The organism is Pseudofrankia coriaricola (assembly GCF_001854805.1).
Classification (GTDB): Bacteria; Actinomycetota; Actinomycetes; order Frankiales; family Frankiaceae; genus Pseudofrankia.
In genome coordinates this window covers 201319-219551 of the sequence record NZ_MBLO01000036.1, presented here as the reverse complement: position 1 = coordinate 219551, position 18233 = coordinate 201319, and the positions used below count along the sequence as shown (strand labels likewise).

16 protein-coding genes are annotated in these 18233 nt (G+C 71.5%); 5 read left to right on the top strand and 11 right to left on the bottom strand.

The window, feature by feature from the left end; genetic code table 11:
• Nucleotides 1-10 precede the first annotated feature (10 nt).
• Nucleotides 11-871: a hypothetical protein gene (locus tag BCD48_RS53270; RefSeq protein ID WP_083418284.1), complete on the top strand. Its 861-nt coding sequence runs from the start codon at nt 11-13 to the stop codon at nt 869-871.
• Nucleotides 872-1151: 280 nt separating this feature from the next.
• On the opposite strand, the gene BCD48_RS07240 is transcribed toward BCD48_RS53270, so the two are convergent.
• From BCD48_RS07240 to BCD48_RS54780, 5 genes are all read right to left on the bottom strand, one after another.
• Nucleotides 1152-2663, bottom strand: coding sequence for a tetratricopeptide repeat protein (locus BCD48_RS07240; RefSeq protein WP_083418283.1), 1512 nt, complete (start codon nt 2661-2663; stop codon nt 1152-1154).
• 174 nt (nt 2664-2837) lie between these two features.
• On the bottom strand, nt 2838-3701 hold the full coding sequence (locus BCD48_RS07235) for an NAD(P)-dependent oxidoreductase (protein ID WP_071047502.1): 864 nt from the start codon (nt 3699-3701) through the stop codon (nt 2838-2840).
• A gap of 2 nt (nt 3702-3703) precedes the next feature.
• Nucleotides 3704-4141: a carboxymuconolactone decarboxylase family protein gene (locus BCD48_RS07230; protein ID WP_071047501.1), complete on the bottom strand. Its 438-nt coding sequence runs from the start codon at nt 4139-4141 to the stop codon at nt 3704-3706.
• A 17-nt stretch (nt 4142-4158) separates the two neighbouring features.
• Nucleotides 4159-5637 carry an aldehyde dehydrogenase family protein gene (locus tag BCD48_RS07225; RefSeq protein WP_241841568.1) on the bottom strand — a complete coding sequence of 493 codons (1479 nt, stop codon included), beginning with the start codon at nt 5635-5637 and terminating at the stop codon, nt 4159-4161.
• Nucleotides 5638-5641: 4 nt separating this feature from the next.
• A complete protein-coding gene (locus tag BCD48_RS54780; protein ID WP_274536499.1) occupies nt 5642-5764 on the bottom strand; it encodes a hypothetical protein in 123 nt (40 codons plus the stop codon).
• 311 nt (nt 5765-6075) lie between these two features.
• Between BCD48_RS54780 and BCD48_RS07220 the strand changes: the two genes are divergently transcribed.
• From BCD48_RS07220 to BCD48_RS07210, 3 genes are read left to right on the top strand one after another with little or no spacing between them, the layout of a single operon-like run.
• Nucleotides 6076-7287: a metal-dependent hydrolase family protein gene (locus tag BCD48_RS07220; protein WP_071047500.1), complete on the top strand. Its 1212-nt coding sequence runs from the start codon at nt 6076-6078 to the stop codon at nt 7285-7287.
• Nucleotides 7288-7315: 28 nt separating this feature from the next.
• Entirely contained in the window at nt 7316-7777 is a 462-nt protein-coding gene (locus BCD48_RS07215; RefSeq protein ID WP_241841567.1) for a nuclear transport factor 2 family protein, read from the top strand.
• Complete coding sequence (locus tag BCD48_RS07210) at nt 7774-8949, top strand: acyl-CoA dehydrogenase family protein (RefSeq protein ID WP_083418281.1); 1176 nt, start codon at nt 7774-7776, stop codon at nt 8947-8949. The genes BCD48_RS07215 and BCD48_RS07210 overlap by 4 nt, the downstream gene beginning before the upstream one ends.
• Before the next feature lie 36 nt (nt 8950-8985).
• Here the strand turns inward: BCD48_RS07210 and BCD48_RS45660 are convergent, their stop codons facing one another.
• Nucleotides 8986-10185 carry an RNA-guided endonuclease InsQ/TnpB family protein gene (locus BCD48_RS45660; protein ID WP_083418280.1) on the bottom strand — a complete coding sequence of 400 codons (1200 nt, stop codon included), beginning with the start codon at nt 10183-10185 and terminating at the stop codon, nt 8986-8988.
• A 139-nt stretch (nt 10186-10324) separates the two neighbouring features.
• On the opposite strand from BCD48_RS45660, the gene BCD48_RS07205 reads away from it, so the two are divergent.
• On the top strand, nt 10325-11143 hold the full coding sequence (locus BCD48_RS07205) for an acyl-CoA dehydrogenase family protein (RefSeq protein WP_083418279.1): 819 nt from the start codon (nt 10325-10327) through the stop codon (nt 11141-11143).
• Nucleotides 11144-11348: 205 nt separating this feature from the next.
• Here BCD48_RS07205 and BCD48_RS07200 read toward each other — a convergent pair whose 3' ends face one another.
• The 5 genes from BCD48_RS07200 to BCD48_RS07180 form a co-directional block, all read right to left on the bottom strand.
• Complete coding sequence (locus BCD48_RS07200; protein WP_071047498.1) at nt 11349-13028, bottom strand: bifunctional metallophosphatase/5'-nucleotidase; 1680 nt, start codon at nt 13026-13028, stop codon at nt 11349-11351.
• A gap of 160 nt (nt 13029-13188) precedes the next feature.
• Nucleotides 13189-14100 carry a TIGR03943 family putative permease subunit gene (locus BCD48_RS07195; RefSeq protein ID WP_071047497.1) on the bottom strand — a complete coding sequence of 304 codons (912 nt, stop codon included), beginning with the start codon at nt 14098-14100 and terminating at the stop codon, nt 13189-13191.
• The gene (locus tag BCD48_RS07190) at nt 14097-15266 is read right to left on the bottom strand and encodes a permease (RefSeq protein ID WP_083418278.1); all 1170 of its coding nucleotides are present in this window, start codon (nt 15264-15266) and stop codon (nt 14097-14099) included. Before BCD48_RS07190 ends, BCD48_RS07195 begins: the two co-directional genes overlap by 4 nt.
• Nucleotides 15267-15390: 124 nt before the next feature.
• Entirely contained in the window at nt 15391-17133 is a 1743-nt protein-coding gene (locus BCD48_RS48770; RefSeq protein WP_071047496.1) for a serine/threonine-protein kinase, read from the bottom strand.
• 237 nt (nt 17134-17370) lie between these two features.
• Complete coding sequence (locus tag BCD48_RS07180) at nt 17371-18168, bottom strand: enoyl-CoA hydratase (protein WP_071047495.1); 798 nt, start codon at nt 18166-18168, stop codon at nt 17371-17373.
• Nucleotides 18169-18233 lie beyond the last annotated feature (65 nt).

Sequence of the window (18233 nt, the reverse complement as noted above, 5' to 3'; positions counted from 1 at the left end):
GCGACCTCCCATGCGATGGGATGACCTGCCTCCGCAGGTCCGCGAGGCGGTCGAGGCGCAGACAGGGCCGGTCACGTCCACCAAACCGGTGGACGTGGGCAACGGCTGCGACCTCGCCGTGGTTGCGGAAACAGCCGGCCGCCGGCTGTTCGTCAAAGCGGTCGAGGGCGACGGCCGACGGGCGCGATGGCTGTCAAACGAGCACGAATCAGGGCACTTGGCCGCCGGGGTCGCCCCGACGCCGTTGTTCGCCGTCGACACGGCGGGCTGGCTGCTCGTCGCGTTCGACCATGCGGACGGCCGTCCGGCGGATCTCACCCCCGGCTCCGCGGACCTACCGCGTATCGGTGAGGTGCTCGACGAACTTGGCCGGCGATCCGGTGACGGGCTACGCCCGTTGTCCGACCGATGGCGACGCTCCGCTTGGTGGGATGACCTGCGTGCCCTGCCAGCCGACGCAGTCCCTGGGTTCGACATCGCGACGGCCGCCACGTTGGCCGTCGGTGTGAGCGACGCGGTCGCCGGCGACCGGCTCTTGCATACCGATCTGCACGCCCACCAGTTCCTCGTCGCCGACGACCGGGTCTGGGTGGTCGACTGGGGCTGGCCCGCGCAGGGCGCCCCCTGGGTCGACGCCGCGTTCATGGCGATCCGGCTCATCGGCGCGGGCCACAGCCCGACCGAGGCCGAACAGTGGGCAGCCGGGCTCGCCTGCTGGACGGTCACCCCGGAAGCGCTGACCGCGTTCGCCAGCCAGGTTGCCGGGCTATGGACTTACCGGGCAGTCGAGTCGAGTGACCAGGCGATGAGATGGCGAGCGGCGCTCGCACGCCGGTACGCAGCGAGCAGAATGCCGGCGCTGACCACGTAGCGCGCTGGCCGGTCGCCGCCACCGGCCGAGCCTGGCTTGAGTTCATGAAAGGGCCCGCCCGGGTGGCACCCCGGAACGGGCCGCGACGCTGTCAGGAGCGCCGATGGAACGTGATGCATCACGCCCGACCACCGAAGCTGCGGTCGGCCGATCATCCGGGCCGCCCGGGCGGCGACCGACCGGCTGAGCAGGTACCGACCGCCGACGATCGTGGCCCGGCCACCGGGCCCACGCCACCCGTCGCGGTGAGTTGGTGAGCCGGTCAGTCGGTCGGTGGTGGTCATGGGTCGATCACGGGTGCGAGGGCGCCGCGTACGGCGGCGGTGACGTCGGCGTCCGACGCGTCGACGTACATCTCCGAGGGCGGCCCGGTGTCGAAAGAACCGTAGGTGGTGTAGCTGATCGTGCTGGGGCAGTTCGGGCCGTTGACCTGCACCCTGAGGTCGGACACCAGGCGCCCGGTCTGGACCTCGTAGACGCGGACCGGCACCGCGATCTTCTTGAATGCCACGTCCTTGGAGCCGAACACGCCGAAGCTCGTCTCGTACGAGCAGGTCCGAACCGTGTCGCCGTACTCCTTCGCGCCGGCGCAGACCACGAGCACCGCGTCAGCGACGTCGTCGGTCAGCCATTCGGCGGGCAGTTGGCCGACGTAGGTGTTGTCGCCGCGCAGGAGGGTGCGATACGGCCCGTCGCCGCCATGCGGAGCCGCGCCACTGTACGGCGCCGGGTTGGTGCAGTATGCGGGCTGTCCGCCGCCGGAGCCGGTTCCCAACAGCTCACGGACGTGGGCCAGCTCGACCTGCTGGGTCGCCTTCCTGATCCCATCGGTGGCCTTGCCGGCGAGCTTGTCGCCCGGGTACTGGTCAAGCAGCCGCTGGTACTGGGTGCGTGCCGGCTCCCAGTCACTGGAGGCCAGGAGACTGTCGCCGCAGCCGACGATCGCCGCGGGTGCCAGCCGGGGGACGACGCCGGTGGCACGGTCCAACATGTCGCCGGTCGGTTTCCTCGCGCGCAGCCCGTCGAGGATCGTCTCCGTGTCGCAGGCGTCGTGGACGGGGAGGCGGTCGAGGAATCCGCTCAGAACGCCCTCGACCAGGCGCTCGTGGCCCGGCGCGTCCGCGAGGACTCCCGACAGGCCGCTGAATCCCTGTGTCAGTGCGCTCTTGTCGCCGTCCAGAGCGTCGTCGAACTGGGCGGCGGCGACTCGGAGCCGTGCGCACACCCGCCCGGTGGCGTCGCCGCTGGCCGCTCCGGGCGAGTCGGCCAGATAGTGGGCCGCTGATCTGCGGTCCAGGGCCGCCGTCGCCTTTCCGCAGTCGCCGTCCCGGACCGCCCCCGCCAGGTCGCTGTTGATCCGCGCGACGTCGAGACGGAGAAGGACGACGGCCGCGAGCACCGGGAGCGCGAGGGCGAGCGCGGTGACCAGCCGCGTTCTTCCGCCCGCCCTCCGCCGGCGCCGTGGCCATCCGCCCGCCAGAAACCAGCCATGCGCGACAAGGGCCAGCCACCATGCCAGGAAGACGAGCTCGAACCACACCGTCTGAATCGCCGAGGCGAGAAGGATGACGAGTACGAGCGTCACCAGGCCGACGGCGGCCGCCCGCCGCCGCCAGCCCAGCATCACGTATCCGACGCACAGCAGGGAGGCATTTCCGATCGCGACGGCCAGCGGACTGCGGCTGGGGGGTAAGGAGCCGCGCTGGTCGGGGGAGTCGCCCGCGGGACCGGCACCCGTGCGTCCGCCGTTTCCGGGAGCATTCGACGAGTCGGGCCGCTCAGGCAGATCCATGGGTCCCCCCACCGGCCAATCCGTTCGCTCCGTTCCGCGTACATATCGTCCCGTATGCGGCGCAACGGTGGCGAGGCGAACGGACAACGTTGCTGTGTCGGGAAGCGGACGGCCACGGATCGGCGCCCAGCGCTTCCACAACGAGCCCGGAGGGGATACGGGGCTGGCCTCGCGTCAGGCGGGGCCCTCGATGAAGGGGTAGATGCGGGTGAAGTCGACCCCCGGCTCGGCCTCGGCGAAGCGCTTCCAGATGTCCTCGGTCGTCGCCCCCACGGTGTCCGGAGTGGCGGCCTCGCGGACCTCGGCCAGGTAGAGGCGGACGTCCTTGGCCATGAGGGTGTTGGCGAAGCCGGAGCCGTAGCGGCCGGTGAGGACGTCGTTCGGGAACTTGTCGTCGGTGGCGGCGCTGCGGCCGCTGGAGGTGTTGAGGACCTCGATCATGGTCTTCATGTCGAGGCCCGCCCTGACGCCGAACGCGACGGCCTCGCTGGTGGCGGCCAGCGCCGTGGCGGACAGGAAGTTGTTCGCGAGCTTCAGCGCCTGGCCGAGGCCGGCGCGGTCACCGACGCGGCGGATCTTGTCCGACAGGCCGGCGAGCACAGAGTAGACGGCCTCGACGGCGTCGTCGGTGCCCGCGTACATGACCGCCAGTTTGCGGGCCCTGGCGCCGGCCACGCCGCCGGACACGGGCGCGTCGACGTAGCCGATGCCGGCGGCGGTGAGCAGCTCGGTGATACGGCCGGCCGCGGCGACACCGATCGTCGACGTGTCGATGATGTGGGCGACGCGGCGGTCGGCCGCGCCGGCGACCTCGGAGGCGACCTTCTCGGAGACGGTGCCGTCCGGGAGGCTGAACACGACGATGTCGGCCTCGCGCGCCACCTCGGCCAGGTCGGCCGCGAACCGGGAGCGCTCGGGTGCCCGGTCCGGGCCGGCCACGTCGAAGGCGACGACGTCGAAGCCGTACCTGACGAGGTTGTCGGCGAGTGCGGCGCCCATGTTGCCGAGGCCGACGAAGCCAACCGTCGGGGAGGTCATAGTCACGCCCCTTCGCCGGGCGCGGACCCGCTGTCCGAAGCGGCGGCCGTCTCCTGAGCGGCCTCCTGGGCGGCGCGGTCGGCGCGCACCTCGCGCAGGGCACGGCGGGCGGAGATCGCCGCCGGCGCGCCGCAGTAGGCGGCGACCTGGAAGAGCAGCTCGTCCAGCTCGGCGTCGGTCACACCGGTCCGCGCCTGCGCGCTGGCATGCAGCCGGAACTCCTCCATCCGGCCAAGAGCGGCGGTCATCGCCAGCACCAGCAGGCTGCGGTCCCGGTTGGAGAGGGCTCCGCCGCGAGTCCAGACGCCCCAGGCCTGGCGGGTGATGTGGTCCTGGAACTCCCGCGCGACCGGATCGGTCTCGCCTGTCTGCCGGTCGACGTAGGCGTCGCCCAGCATGGCCCTGCGCAGCGCGTACGCGGCGCTCAGCGCATCGTCCACGGTGGTGCTCCTTCGTGTTAGCCCAGAGAGAGGCTGATGGTCTTGGTCTGGGCGTAGTCGTGCAGGGCCTCGAGGCCCTTCTCGCGGCCGTAGCCGCTGTTCTTGTAGCCGCCGAACGGGGTCTCGATGGTCAGCGGGCCTCCGTTGACGGCGACCTGGCCGGCCTGGATCCCCTCGGCGAGCCGCAGCCCGCGGGCGATGTCACCGCTCCAGACGCTCGCGACGAGGCCGAAGTCGGTGTCGTTCGCCACGGCGAGCGCCTCCGCCTCGCTGGCGAACCGGCGGGTCACGAGGACCGGCCCGAAGACCTCCTCGTGGGCGAGCTGGTGCGTCGGCGGTACGTCGGCGTAGACGGTCGGGCGCACGTACTGGCCGGCCGCGCCTGGGCCGTCGTCGTAGGCGGCGCCCCCGGTCAGCGGGGTGAGGCCGTCCCGCGAAGCCTCCGCGAAGGCGGCGAGGACCTTGGTGAACTGCGCCTCGGTGATGATCGGGCCGAAGTCGACGCCCGGCCGGAGCTTCTCGAGCCGTTCGACGACGCGCGCGACGACCTCGTCATGGACCGAGTTCTCGACGAGCAGGCGGGTCGTGGCCGAGCACACCTGGCCGGAGTTCGCCTGGATCGCGCCGGCCGCCGCCGCGGCCGCCCGGTCGAGGTCCGCGTCGGCGAAGACGACGACCGGGGACTTGCCACCGAGCTCCAGCGTCACCGGGATCAGCCGGTCGCCCGCGACCCTGGCCAGGTGGCGCCCGGTGGGAACGGAGCCCGTGAACGCCACCTTGCGTACCAGCGGGTGGGTGGCCAGCGGGCTGCCGACGTCGGGCCCGGTGCCGGTGACCACGTTGAGCAGGCCGTCCGGCAGCCCGGCCTCGGTCGCGAGCCGGGCGAGCAGCACCGTCGACGTCGAGGTGAACTCACTCGGCTTGGCGACGACGGCGTTGCCGACGGCCAGCGCCGGGGCGAGCGCGCGGCTTGCCTGGTTCAGGGGCAGGTTCCACGGGGTGATCGCGCCGATGACGCCGTAGGGCTCGAGCCGGGTGTAGGCGTGCGCCCCGGCGCCGAGGTCGATCGTGCGGCCGTGCAGCGCGCGCAGCACCCCGGCGTAGTACCGGAAGTACGCGACCGACATGTCGATCTCGAGCTTCAGCTGGCCGTCGGTCTTGCCGGTGGCGGCCCGCTCCAGCTCGGTGAGTTCCCCCGCCCCCGCCGCCATCGCGTCGGCGACCGCGTGCAGGATGTCCGCGCGCTCGCCCGCGGGCCGGGCGGCCCACGCGGGCCAGGCGGCCGCCGCCGCGGCGACGGCGAGCTCGACGTCGGCCGCCGTGCCGGCGGCGATCTCATCGCCCGGTTCGCGGGTCGCCGGGCTGCGGGTGGAGAAGTAGGCCCCACCCGCGGGGGGCACCGCCGCGCCGTTGATCCAGTGCTCGTGCCGCCGCGGTGCCGCGGCGGGCGCGCTCGTCGCGCTGGCGGCCGTGTCCGTGGTGTCGGTGATGCTCACCGGGCTACCTTCCCTTCCACACCGGCGCGCGGCTTTCGGCGAACGCCCGGGCGCCCTCCTGGGCGTCCTCGCTCACGAACACCGCGTCGATCTCCGCCGGGTCGGCCCAGCGCCGCTCACCCATCATCTTCTTCGTGACCTCGACGCCGAGCGGGCCGTTGGCTGGTCGGCGCTGTTCTCGTGGAGGGAAACTAGCTTCTCATCCTACGAGAATCAACGATGTAATCGATCTTCGGTGTCGCTTCTGGCCCCACGCGCGGCCCGGTTCGCGCTGGTCGAGGGCTCGCGGCCTCTGGGGAGCGGCCTGGGGCCCGGGTCGGGACGTTTGACGCGGCGGCGCCCCGCGTGAAAATCTGGCACTCAAGTCTGAGAACGTGATTCTCCTAACCTGGCTGGTCTTATCCTGGCTGGGCTCGAAGGGAAGAGGTGAGCGCCTCCATGCTGACCCTCAAGGCTGCGGGCCTGCTGGACGTCGACCACGGGGAGATCATCCGGCCTGGGATCCTCAAGGTCGACGGCGAGTACATCGTCGGCCTGGGCGGTCAGCCCGAGGGTGAGGTCATCGACCTCGGCGACCTGATCCTCGTGCCCGGTCTGATGGACATGGAGCTCAACCTCCTGATGGGCGGCCCCGGTGAGAACCAGTTCACCGGGCAGATGCGCGACGACCCGCCGCTGCGGATGATGCGCGCCACCCAGAACGCCCGCCGCACCCTGCGGGCCGGCTTCACCACCGTGCGCAACCTCGGCCTGTTCTGCAAGACCGGCGGCTACCTGCTCGACGTGGCGCTGATGAAGGCGATCGACTCCGGCTGGGTCGACGGCCCGCGGATCGTGCCCGCCGGCCACGCCATCACCCCGACGGGCGGCCACCTCGACCCGACGATGTTCGGTCAGTTCGCCCCGCACGTCCTGCAGCTCACCGTCGAGGAAGGCCTCGCCAACGGCGTCGACGAGGTCATCAAGGCCGTCCGCCACCAGATCAAGCACGGCGCCCAGGTCATCAAGATGTGCGGCTCCGGCGGCACCATGACGCTTACCGGCCCGGCGGGCGCGAAGCACTACTCCGACGCGGAGGTGCTCGCGATCACCGACGAGGCGCACCGGCGCGGGCTGCGGGTCGCGGCGCACACCCACGGCTCGGAGGCCGTGACCCAGATGGTCGAGTGCGGCGTCGACTGCATCGAGCACGCCTTCATGATCGACGACGACACGATCAACCTGATGGTCAAGCGGGGCACCTACCTGGTCGCGACTCAGGCGCTGATCGACGGCATGGAAGTGCTCAAGTCCTCCGACCCGCGGATCCAGGCGAAGGCCGCCCGGGACTGGCCGAAGGCCAAGGCGTCGATCCGCAACGCCATCGAGGCCGGCGTGAAGATCGCCATCGGCTCCGACGCGCCTGCGATCCCGCACGGGAAGAACGGCAACGAGCTGGTCACCATGGTCGAGCGGGGCATGACGCCGCTGCAGGCGATCCAGGCCGCCACCATCGTCGGCGCCGACCTCATCGACGTCACCGACCGGGGCCGGCTGGGCGAGGGCCTGCTCGCCGACGTGATCGCCGTCCGCGACAACCCCCTCGAGGACATTCGGGTCTTCACCCGCGTCCCCTTCGTGATGAAGGGCGGTAAGCAGTTTGTCTACTGAGCCCGAGACCAGCGTGCCGGAGACCCCGTTGTCTGAGAACCCAGTGCCCGAGACCGCGGCGGCGAAGCCGAACCGCATCGAGGATCTTGTCGAGATCCAGCAGACCCTCGCTCGCTACGCGGTGACCATCACCCAGGGCGACATCGAGGGCCTGGTCAAGGTCTTCACCCCCGACGGCACCTACACCGCCTTCGGTGACACCTTCGCGCTGAAGGACTTCCCGGCGCTGGTGGGGGCCGCTCCCAAGGGCCTGTTCCTGACCGGAACGCCCGCCATCGACTTCGCCGACGACGGGATCAACGCGACCGGTACCCAGCCGCTGTGCTTCATCGAGCACTCCAAGCACGACATGCGCATCGGCTACTACCGGGATACCTACCTGCGCACCGCCGACGGCTGGCGGCTGCGGACCAGGGCCATGACGTTCATCCGCCGCAGTGGCGCGCACGACCACGGCATCCCGCACGTCATCGAGCGGATCAACCTGTGAGCCCGACCTCGCTGGTGCCCGCCGGGTTCGTCCCGCCGGTGGACGGGAAGACGGCGACCGTCGAGGAGTTCCGCGCCGCGGTGCGGGCCTGGCTCGACGAGCACGCGGCCGGGCTCGCCAAGCCCGCCGACCACTCGCTCGACGCCGAGGTCGCCCAGCTCGGCAAGGTCCGCCGTGCCCTGTTCGACGCCGGCTGGATGCGCTACGGCTGGCCGGTCGAGGCCGGCGGCCTCGGCGGGCCGGACGTGCTGCGCGCCGTGCTCGGCGAGGAGGTGGCGGCCCGCGACCTGACCGACGCCACCAACTACTCGCTTGTCGAGGTCCTCGCCCCCACGATGATCTCGTATGCGAAGGGGGAGCTGGCGGCGGAGATGCTGCCGTGGCTGCTGTCCGGGCGCGAACAGTGGTGCCAGGGCTTCTCCGAGCCCGGCTCCGGCAGCGACCTCGCCTCGCTGACCACCCGCGCCCTCCAGCGTGAGGACGGCGCCTGGGTCGTCAACGGCCAGAAGGTCTGGACCAGCCTCGCCCAGTACGCGCAGCGGTGCGTGCTGCTCACCCGCACCGCGCCCGGCCACGCCGGCATCACCGCGTTCTTCGTCGACATGGACACCCCCGGCATCACCGTCCGCCCGCTGCGCACCATGCACGGCGTCGACGAGTTCGCCGAGGTGTTCTTCGACGACGTCGTCGTGCCGCACGAGCGGATGCTCGGCAAGGAAGGCGACGGCTGGAGCCTCGCGATGGACCTGCTCCCCTACGAGCGGTCCACCTGCTTCTGGCACCGGATCACCTACCTGTTCACCCGGCTCGACCGGCTGGTCGCCGACGCGGACACGGACGGGAGCGAGCCGACCGCGACCACGGACGCGGCCGTGGGCGCCGCCTACCTGGCGCTGCACACCGTCCGCTGCCGTTCGCGCAACACCCAGCGCCGGCTCGCGGCCGGCGCGAACCTGGGCCCGGAGACGTCCGTGGACAAGATCCTGCTGGCGACCGCCGAGCAGCTGCTGTCCAACACGGCGCGCGACGTGCTGCCCGGCGTGATCGAGCTGGCCGACAGCGACTGGCGCACCGAGTACCTGTACTCACGGGCGGCGACCATCTACGGCGGCACCGCCGAGATCCAGCGCAACATCGTCGCCCGCCGGCTCCTGAACCTGGGCAAGGATTGACATCCTCCCCTGCCCAAGGACAGGGGATTCCAACGACTACGCAACCGTCACGAAGGGAGGTGCGGTCCGTTGAGGTTCACGGTTCACCGGCTGCCCCACCGGGCCGCCTCCCCGTGCCGTCACCCGATGCCCTCGGGCGATATTGCGAGCCGCATTCACGTCAGCATTGCCGGTGTAGGCGCAGACGCGGCAGCGGAAGACGGCTTGGCTCTCGCGCGCCTCCCGATCCACGATCCCGCACGCCGAACACGTCTGCGACGTAAACGCGGAATTTATCTCCTCCACTCTGCTAGGCGCCTTCTCTCGCAGCCGGCGGGCCAGCATTCCCCAGCCTTGGGCGAGGATCGCCCGGTTAAGTCGAGACTTCGCCCGGACATTACGTCCCGGAGCATCAGAAGATCCTTTGCAAGAGCGGGTCATCTGCCGGATACGCAGATCTTCAACCCGGATCAGGTCAAACCGTCGGACCAGATCCGTGCTCGACTTTTCGACCCAGTCTTTGCGTTGGTCAGTCTCGCGGGCGCGAAGCCGCGCGATCTGGCTCTTGAGCCTGTCGCGCCGCCTGCTACCAGGTTTTGCCTTGGCGAGCCTGCGTTGCAGCCTGTCCAGCCGTTCGGACTGTTTCGGCCGCAGACTGGGGCACTGCCACAGCTCGCCGGTGGACAGGGCGGCGGACACGGCCACGCCCCTGTCGACCCCGACCACTCTGCCGCTTCCCGGCTCGGGAACAGGCTCGGGGATGGCCGCGAACGACACGTGCCACCGACCTGCCCTGTCCCTCGTGACCCGGTACGACCTAGCCTCCGGCACCGGGCGGGAACGGCGGAGTCGCACCCAGCCGACCTTTGGAACCCGCAGCTGGGCCCAGTTGCGGCTCAGGATCTGCACATCCCACTGTCGTGGCCGGCTTCCCACGACCCGGAACCCTTCCGATCGGCCACGTCGGCGAAAACCTGGCTTGCCGTGGCCACCTCGGAAGAAAGCTGCCATCGCTGCGGCGAAGTCTCGCAGCGCCTGCTGCTGGACAGTATGGGAACCGGCCGCAAGCCACGGATTTTCTCGTCGCGCCTCGGTGAGCTGGCGACACTGCTCGTTGAATCCGGGTGCTGGGCCACGCCCTGCCCTCCACCACGACTGCTGCTCCATGGCCAGATTCCAGACGTACCGCGCATGGGCGCAGTGCTTCTCCAGCCCGGCGACCTGGTCGGCAGTCGGGTAAAGCCGGAAACGGCACATGGCCCCACTATACGGGAAAGGAACAGGTGTCGAATTCCCGCCATTGAAGGGCATCCTTTCTCTGTCGGGCTGAAGACCGGGCTTCCAACACAGATCGGATGACCATGGCTGAATCGCCAGGCTTCGGAAAGGAGTAGCCGTGGACGCGGAGGAACGGGAGCTTCTCGCCGAGGCGCTGCGCGGGACCATGACCGCGACCCCGGCGGGTGCCGCGCTCGACGCGGCCCTGGCCGAGGTCGGCTGGGAGGACCTGCTCGCCCAGGAGCCCGAGGTCGCCGTCCCGCTGGTCTTCTCGTTGCTGGGGGAGACGGGCGCGCACGCCTCGCTGGTCAACGATGTGCTGCTTGCCGCCGCGGGCCAGCCGGTCGGTGGCACCGTGGCGCTGCCCTATGCCGGCGGCCGGCAGGTCGTGTGGGAGCGCGCGGACGCGGGGGGCGACGGTGGGGTGCTGGACGCCGCACTGCCGCTGCGGGCCGTCGACCCGGACGCGGCCGACGGCGGGAAGGCTGCCGCGGACCCGGTGGCGCTCGCCGCGGGCCGACGGGCGCTCGGCTGGTGGCTCGTCGGCACGGGGCGGGCGATGCTCGACCTCGCCCGCACGCACGCGCTCGACCGGACCCAGTTCGGCAAGCCGATCGCGGCCTTCCAGGCCGTGCGCCATCGCCTCGCGGAGACCTACGTCGCCCTGGAGGGCGCCGAGGCGACGCTGACGGTCGCCGAGGACGAGCTGGGCTGCCTGCTCGCCAAGGCGGCAGCTGGCCAGGCGGCGCTTGACGCCGCCCGGCACTGCCAGCAGGTCCTCGGCGGCATCGGCTTCACCGCCGAGCACGCCCTGCACCACCACATCCGCCGGGCGCTGGTCCTCGACGGCCTGCTTGGCAACACCCGCGAGCTCACCCGCCAGGCCGGCGCCCTCATCCGCGCCCAGCGCGCCGCGCCCCGGCTGGCTCAGCTGTAGCCCTCGTGCGCGGCGCCCCTCCGCGGCTTTTCCCGGCCCCGGTCAGCGTGGCGACGGCGCCACCATCAGTGACCGGGACGGCCGCACGGTCGTCCCGGTCGGCGACCCAACGGGCAGGGGACGAGGACGGTGCCGTCGTCCCGGCTGGATGGCCGGGACGACGGCACCGCTGAGGGAAGCCCTGCGTCGAGTGTTGGGCCGCTGGTCAGGCTGCCAGCGTGACGCGGTTGGTGGCCGGCGGGGCCAGCGGGGACTTGGCGGTGAGGTAGGCGGCGAAGGCGTCCAGGTCGACGCCCTGGTTGACCGGGTTCTTGCCTTCGGTGAAGACGGAGAACCCGTCGCCGCCACCGGCGAGGAAGTTGTTGACGGCGATCTGGTAGGTGGCGGCCGGGTTCAGCGGCTGGCCACCGATGACGATGTTGCTCACCTTCGAGCCGACGGGCGCGCTCTGGCTGACGGTGTAGGTGATGCCGGCCGGCTGCAGGACCCGGTTGAGGGAGTACTGCTGCTCTAGCACCCGCTTGATGGCGTCGCCGCTGATGGAGATGACCGTCAGCAGGTTGGCGAACGGCTGGGTGGTGAACGCCTCGCCATAGGTGACCTCACCGGGCTGCTCCGAGCCGGACGGCGCGTAGGTGAGGTCGGCCCGCACACCGCCGGGGTTCATGAAGGCGGCCACCGCGCCGCCCTTGTCCGCCGCCGAGGTGGCGGCGAGTTGGGCGTCGGCGATGACGTCACCGAGCGGGGTCTCGCCGCTGGGCGCCGCGGTCCGGGTGATGTCGGTCGTGATCCGCCCGATGACCCGGTTCTCCAGCGGGGCGGACTTGGCCCCGTACTCGTCGACGAGCGCCTGGACGCCGGGGTCCGGGGTGACGTCGCGGGTGACGATCTGGTTGTGGGCGCTGGCCGTGGTGACGTCGCCGGACTTCTTGTCGATGGTCAGGCGGATGTCGGTGAGGATCCGGCCGAAGGACGCGGCCTGGGTGACCAGCTTGCCGCCGACGACGCAGTTGTACGCCTGGTGGGTGTGCCCGGAGACGACGACGTCGATATCCCGGTCGAGCCCGTTCGCGATGTCGACGATCGGGCCGGACAGGCCGGTGCAGCCGTCATAGGTGCCGCTGCTCGCCTGCGAGCCACCCTGGTGCAGCAGGACGACGATCGTGTGCACGCCCCGCTTGTGCAGCTCCTTGACCGCGGCGTTGGCCGTGGCAACCTCGTCGGTGAACTTCAGGCCCTTCACGCCGTCGGCGGTGACGATGCCGGGCGTCCCCTCGAGAGTCATGCCGATGAAGCCGACGTTCACGCCCTGGAAGTTCTTGATGGCCCAGGGGGCGAGGATCGGCTTGTTCGTCTTCTCGTCCAGGACGTTGGCGGCCAGGTACTGGAACTCCGCGCCCTTGAACTCGCCCAGCTGGCAGCCGTCGGCCGGGTTGCAGCCACCGTTCTGCAGGCGGAGCAGCTCGGCCTTGCCCTCGTCGAACTCGTGGTTGCCGACGCTGCTGATGTCGACGCCGAGCTTGTTGAAGAGGCTGATCGTCGGCTCGTCGTGGAACAGCGCGGAGATGAGGGGGCTCGCGCCGACGTTGTCTCCGGCGGAGACCGTGACGGTGTTGCGCTGGCCTTCGCGCAGCTTGTTCAGCCAGGTGCCCAGGTAGGCGGCGCCGCCGGCGTTCACCGTGCCGACGAGACCACCGCTGCCGGTGGGTGGACGCAGGTTGCCGTGAAAGTCGTTGAGCCCGACGATCTGTACCTTCACCGAGCCAGGGCCATTGGCATTCGTCGGCGCGGCCGCGGCCGGCACGACGAAGGCCAGCGCGGCCGCCAGCGCGCCGGCGATTCCAACAACGCCCCAGCGCGCTCGCCGGGAATGACGGAGACTCATGTAGCTCCGATCGGACGGTGGACAGGGCGCGTGCACGTTAGCGTCCCGGCGCGGCGAGATCCGCACAGCGGCGCTACAGGTTGGTAAACAGGCCGTTACCGGTGACGCGGATTGGGACGTGATGGTGCCCGCGCGGCCCCTCATCCTGAAGGCCGTCGGCTCAGGTCTCGTAAGGGTCGGCCGGGGGTGGAATGACCTCGAGGGACCGCGCGACGAGACCGGGCCGGTCATCCGACGGCGGGACACCGTCCCAGCGTGCGAGCACCGTGATCCAGGCGTTCTCGGCGGGCGTTTCGACGCCGGGCGGAAGTGTCAGGTTCACCGCCGCGGGCTCGGCGTCCGCCGCGCAGCAACGAATGACAAATCGCGTCAGCGTCAGGCGCCCCCCGGCGGGGGACACGACGAAGCCGGTGACACGCAGCGTCTGGCCGGCCAGGGTGCGGCCGTCGTAGGCGCGCTCGACGACCTCGCGCAGCGGGAGGGTGACCGTGCCGTCGGGGCCGGGCTTCAGCGGCGCGTACGGGAGCGCGCGGGGGGCCGGCACCGTCACCGTGGCCCGGGCGGCGCTGAAGGCGCCGAGCGACGGCGGAGCGACGAGGTAGGCGACGGCGGCGGGCAGCAGCAGGAGCGCCGCGACCCGAGGTAGGCCGTGACGGTGGTGACCGCTCTGGCCGGGATCGCCGGCGCCCGCGGTGGCGGCGGGCGCGTTCTCCGGGGAGCCCTTCACGGCGGCCTCGGCGGGGTGGTCGTCGTGCCCGCCGGAGCGGGCGTAGCGGACGAGGGCCACCACGCCGAGCAGCGCGACGAGCGCCCCGGCGGCGAGCAGCGGGACGCGCATCCCGACCCGGACGTAGGACGTGTAGGCGCCGGTCTGGACCAGGCGCAGGCAGGTGATGCCGACGACCAGCAGCACCAGCCCGCCGAGCGGGCCGACCCACTCGGCGCGGAAGCCCTCGCCGGACCGGCCCGGTCCGGCGTGGCCGCCCGCTTCGGTGCTCCCGTCTGGTTCGGTGTGGCCGGCCGGCCCGGCGTGGCCGTCTGGTCCGGCGTGGCCGGGCGCCTGGGTGGTCACAGCAGGATCTCCCCGACGACGACCGCCGACAGGAGGGCGGCGAGGAAGGTCAGCGGCGCGAACCGCAGGGCGACGCGGCGGCCGAACGTCCCCGCCTGCATCGCGACGAGCTTCACGTCGACCATCGGCCCGACCACCAGGAACGCCAGCCGTGCGCTCAGCGGGAACTGGGACATGCTGGCCGCGACGAAGGCGTCCGCCTCCGAGCAGATCGCGAGCGCCACGGCCAGCGCGGCAAGAGCGAGCACGGTGAGAAACCCGGCGTCGGCGACCGCCGACAGCGCCGAGCGCGGCACGGCGACGTTGAGCGTCGCGGCGAGTCCCGCGCCGAGGACGAGAAAGCCACCGGCGTGCAGGAAGTCGTGCCCGGCGACCTCGGCGAGCCGGTTCAGCCGGTCGACGCGGCTCGGCCGCCCGGCGTGCTCGTGATGCCTCCCGCCAGGGACCGGCGTGGCGAAGGACGTGCCGAACCGGTGCCAGACCAGCCCGACCACGATGGCGGCGAGCAACGACGCGAGAAACCGCGCCACGACCACGCGCGGCGCGTTCGGAAAGGCGACGGCAGTCGCCACCAGGACGACCGGGTTGATGGCCGGAGCGGCAAGCATGAACGTCAGGGCCGCGGCCGGTGGCGCGCCGTTGTCGGCGAGCCGTTTGGCCACCGGTACCGAGCTGCACTCGCACCCGGGCAGGAACGCCCCGCACACCCCCGCGACCGGCACCGCGAGTGTCCCGCGGCGCGGAAGCACCCTGCCGAGCGCCCCGTCCGGGACGAACGCTGCCACCGCGCCGCTCACCAGCACACCGAGGGCCAGGAAAGGAAGGGCCTGGATGGTCACCGCGAGAAAGACCGTGCACCATGCCCGGACACCGGGCGTGTCGGCGTGGACTAGCCGGAGAACCAGCGGGACGGCGACCGCGGCGAGGGCGACGAGGGCGACGACCGGAATCCCCGGCCTACCGGTGGCGCCTGGCCGGCTGACAGGCGCGGCGTCCGCCGGGCGCGCGTTCTCTGTCGCCGCTTCGGTAGATACCGCGCCCGTCGCTGTGGCGGCCGACCCGCGTTCCGTCGCTGGATCGACCGGCGAGTCAGGCCGGGCGGTGGGCACGGGGCGGACTCTAGCGAGCGCCCGGATCCGCCGGCCAGCCGCTCGGGTGCCGTTCACCCACGGCTTGCCAGACGTTCGCGAGGCGGTCCAACGGCCGCATGGCCCGGCGTGGCGGGCCGCGGGGGCTCCGCGTGGCTCTCCAGGGAACCAGCGCCTGCGAGCGCGGGATGTCAGGGCTTGATCAACCGGCGATGACGTAGCCCAGCGCGCCCTCGACCACCAAGCCCTCGCAGGCCGGGTCCAGGGATACGAAGTGGTCGCCACGCCCGGTGTTGCACCGGATGATCGCCCTCGTGGCCGGTGTCGACGGCGCCGAGCCGTAGATCCAGCCGAGGACCCCCGCGACCTGTTGTCCCTCACAGTTCGAGGCCGTCGAGGTGAACGAGTCGCTCCCGGCCCAGCAGGCGTAGAGCGGGCGCGTGCCCGGCACACCACTGGACTGGTAGACCGATCCGAGCACGCCTTCGCTCTGGTAGCCGGCCGGCGCGGGACCGGTCAGGGCCGCGTGGTCGGGGCCGTTGTTGTAGCGGACGAGGGCAACCGCGGCTGGCCGAGGCGGTGCGGCAGACGCGGCCTGGTCCGGTGCCATGTTCGGCGCGGGCGTCGAGGCCGCCGCCGGTGCGCCGTCGACCTGGCCGGGCTGTCCCGCGGCCACCGACGCCCGGGGCGGCGCCGCCTGAGTCGGCGGCATTGCCGCCGCCGCACCACCGCCGGTGGCCCCGGCGGACGGGAACCGACCGCTCGGCGATCCGGCCAGCGGTCCGGCGGACTGGCTGCCGCCTTTCGCGGCGGCGGTCCGGAGCTGCTCCGGACCGAGAGCGCTTTGATCCTTGTCGCGGTCGCTCGGGCCGTACTTCACCAGGAGCGCGGCCGCGGCGCCGACGATGAGGATGACGGCCGCGGCGACCAAGGGGAGCTGGTTGCGCAGCCCGGTTCGGCGGTCGTGACGGTCCCGGGTCCGATCCACCGGCCGGTCGGCCGCCGCGGACGGTCCCGCCTGGGCCTGAGCCGAGACCGGAGGCTGATCTGGAATCTGGGGTGGCGGTGATGGCGTCGGCGGGATCCAGGAGCCGTCCATCGCCAGACGGGTGGCGTGCTCGGCCTCGGCAAGGCTGGTGACCTCGGCGCCGAGGAGGGCGGAGACCGCTTCGACCGCGCTGGGCCGGCGGGCCGGGTCCTTGTCGAGCGCATGCACCAGCAGTGGAATGAGGTGCTCCGGGACGTCTGTCAGGTCAGGGTGGTCCTGCAACATCCGGATCGCCGTCGCGGCGGGCGCCTCGGCCGGGAAGGGATGCCGGCCGCGGGCGGCGAAGGCCACACACATGGCCCAGGCGAAGATGTCTGCTGGCGGTCCGGCCCGCTCCCCCCGCAGCTGTTCAGGGGCCATCCAGGCGACCGTGCCGAGAACGGCACCCGTGCTGGTGTGGACGGTGCCGTCGAGTGCGCGGGCGATGCCGAAGTCAATGATCTTCGGCCCTTCCCGGCCGAGCAGGATGTTCGACGGCTTGAGGTCTCGGTGCACCAGGCCGGCGGCGTGCACCGAGGCCAGGGCGTTCGCCAGCCCGCTGCTGACGCCGGTGAGCATGGCGCCATCGAGGTGGCCCCGCCTGGCGACCGCGGCGGTCAGGGTCACCCCGTCGACGTACTCCGTCGCCATCCACGGAGACTCCGCGTCGACGTCAGCGTCCAGAACCTCGGCGACGAAAGGGCCGCGCACCCGGCGGGCGGCGGCGACCTCGCGGCGGAACCGTTCCCGGAACTCGACGTCGTTCACCAGGTCAGGCCGGATGACCTTGACCGCCGCCGGCCGCCCGTCCGGGTCGAATCCCAGGTAGACGGCACCCATACCGCCGGAGCCGAGTCGTCCCTGGATCCGATACCGCCCCACGACGCCGGGGTCGGTATCGGTCAGCGTTGCCAGCATCCGGCCTCCTCGCGGGACAGGGAAACGACTGGTATCGCAGCCTAACCATCCGATGTGGACGATCTGTCGCGGGGGAAAGGCAGATCGCGTTGTCCGCTGGCGCACCAATGTCCGTCGGGATTCCCCATGACGACCGGACGCTCGTAGCCGGGCATGCCAGAGGGCGGCCGGGCCGCGGGGTTGCCCGCGGCCCGGCCGCCCTCATGATGACGGGGCCGGCTGGCCGGTGAGGACCGCCTAGTTGGCGGACTTGATGGTGGTCTTCATCTGGTCGAGGTTGACCAGGATCGGGTACCCGGCGACGGACAGGGCGTTGCCGTGGCCGGTCTGGTGGACGTCGAAGACCGACTGGATCGCCGCGTAGAAGCCCTGCACGTCGAGGGTCTGGTTGACGGCGCGCTTGGCCTGGCGCAGGCCGAACGACGGCATCGCGGCGATCTGCTCCGCGAGCACCCTGGTCTCCTTGTCGAGGTCAGCGCGTGGCACGACCTTGTTCACCATGCCGACCTTCTCCGCCTCCTCGGCGGTGATCGCCCGGCCGGTGAAGAGGATCTCCTTGGCCTTGCGCGCCCCGAGCTCCCAGGTGTGGCCGTGGTACTCGACGCCGCCGATGCCCATCGCGACCACCGGGTCGGAGAACTTCGCGTCGTCCGCCGCGACGATCAGGTCGCACGGCCAGCACAGCAGCAGCGCGCCGGCGATGCAGCGGCCCTGGACCGCGGCGATCGACGGCTTCGGGATGTTGCGCCAGCGCAGCGAGAACTCCAGGTAGCGCCGGGCCTCGACCTGGTAGATGTGCTCAAGCGTCATCTTCGCGGGCACCGGGGTGGAGGGGTCCGGCTTCAGGTCGTGGCCGGCGGAGAAGTGCTTGCCCTCGCCGCGCAGGATGATGACCTTCACATCCGGGTCTTCGGCCGCCTTGACCCAGGCGTCGTTGAGCTCCTCCAGAAGAGGGCCGTTCTGCGCGTTGGCGGCTTCCGGCCGGTTTAACGTGATCGTCGCGATGTTGTCGGCGACGTCGTAGAGAATGTACAAGTCAGTACTCCCATGACCGTTCGGCTGGTGGGCCGACGGGTGTGCGAAAATGATCTTTCTTCGCG

Coding starts and splice junctions, on each gene's coding strand:
- BCD48_RS53270 (WP_083418284.1), top strand. CDS start 11: ATGCGATGGGATGACCTGCCTCCGCAGGTCCGCGAGGCGGTCGAGGCG.
- BCD48_RS07240 (WP_083418283.1), bottom strand. CDS start 2,663: ATGGATCTGCCTGAGCGGCCCGACTCGTCGAATGCTCCCGGAAACGGC.
- BCD48_RS07235 (WP_071047502.1), bottom strand. CDS start 3,701: ATGACCTCCCCGACGGTTGGCTTCGTCGGCCTCGGCAACATGGGCGCC.
- BCD48_RS54780 (WP_274536499.1), bottom strand. CDS start 5,764: ATGATGGGTGAGCGGCGCTGGGCCGACCCGGCGGAGATCGACGCGGTG.
- BCD48_RS07220 (WP_071047500.1), top strand. CDS start 6,076: ATGCTGACCCTCAAGGCTGCGGGCCTGCTGGACGTCGACCACGGGGAG.
- BCD48_RS45660 (WP_083418280.1), bottom strand. CDS start 10,185: ATGTGCCGTTTCCGGCTTTACCCGACTGCCGACCAGGTCGCCGGGCTG.
- BCD48_RS07200 (WP_071047498.1), bottom strand. CDS start 13,028: ATGAGTCTCCGTCATTCCCGGCGAGCGCGCTGGGGCGTTGTTGGAATC.
- BCD48_RS48770 (WP_071047496.1), bottom strand. CDS start 17,133: ATGCTGGCAACGCTGACCGATACCGACCCCGGCGTCGTGGGGCGGTAT.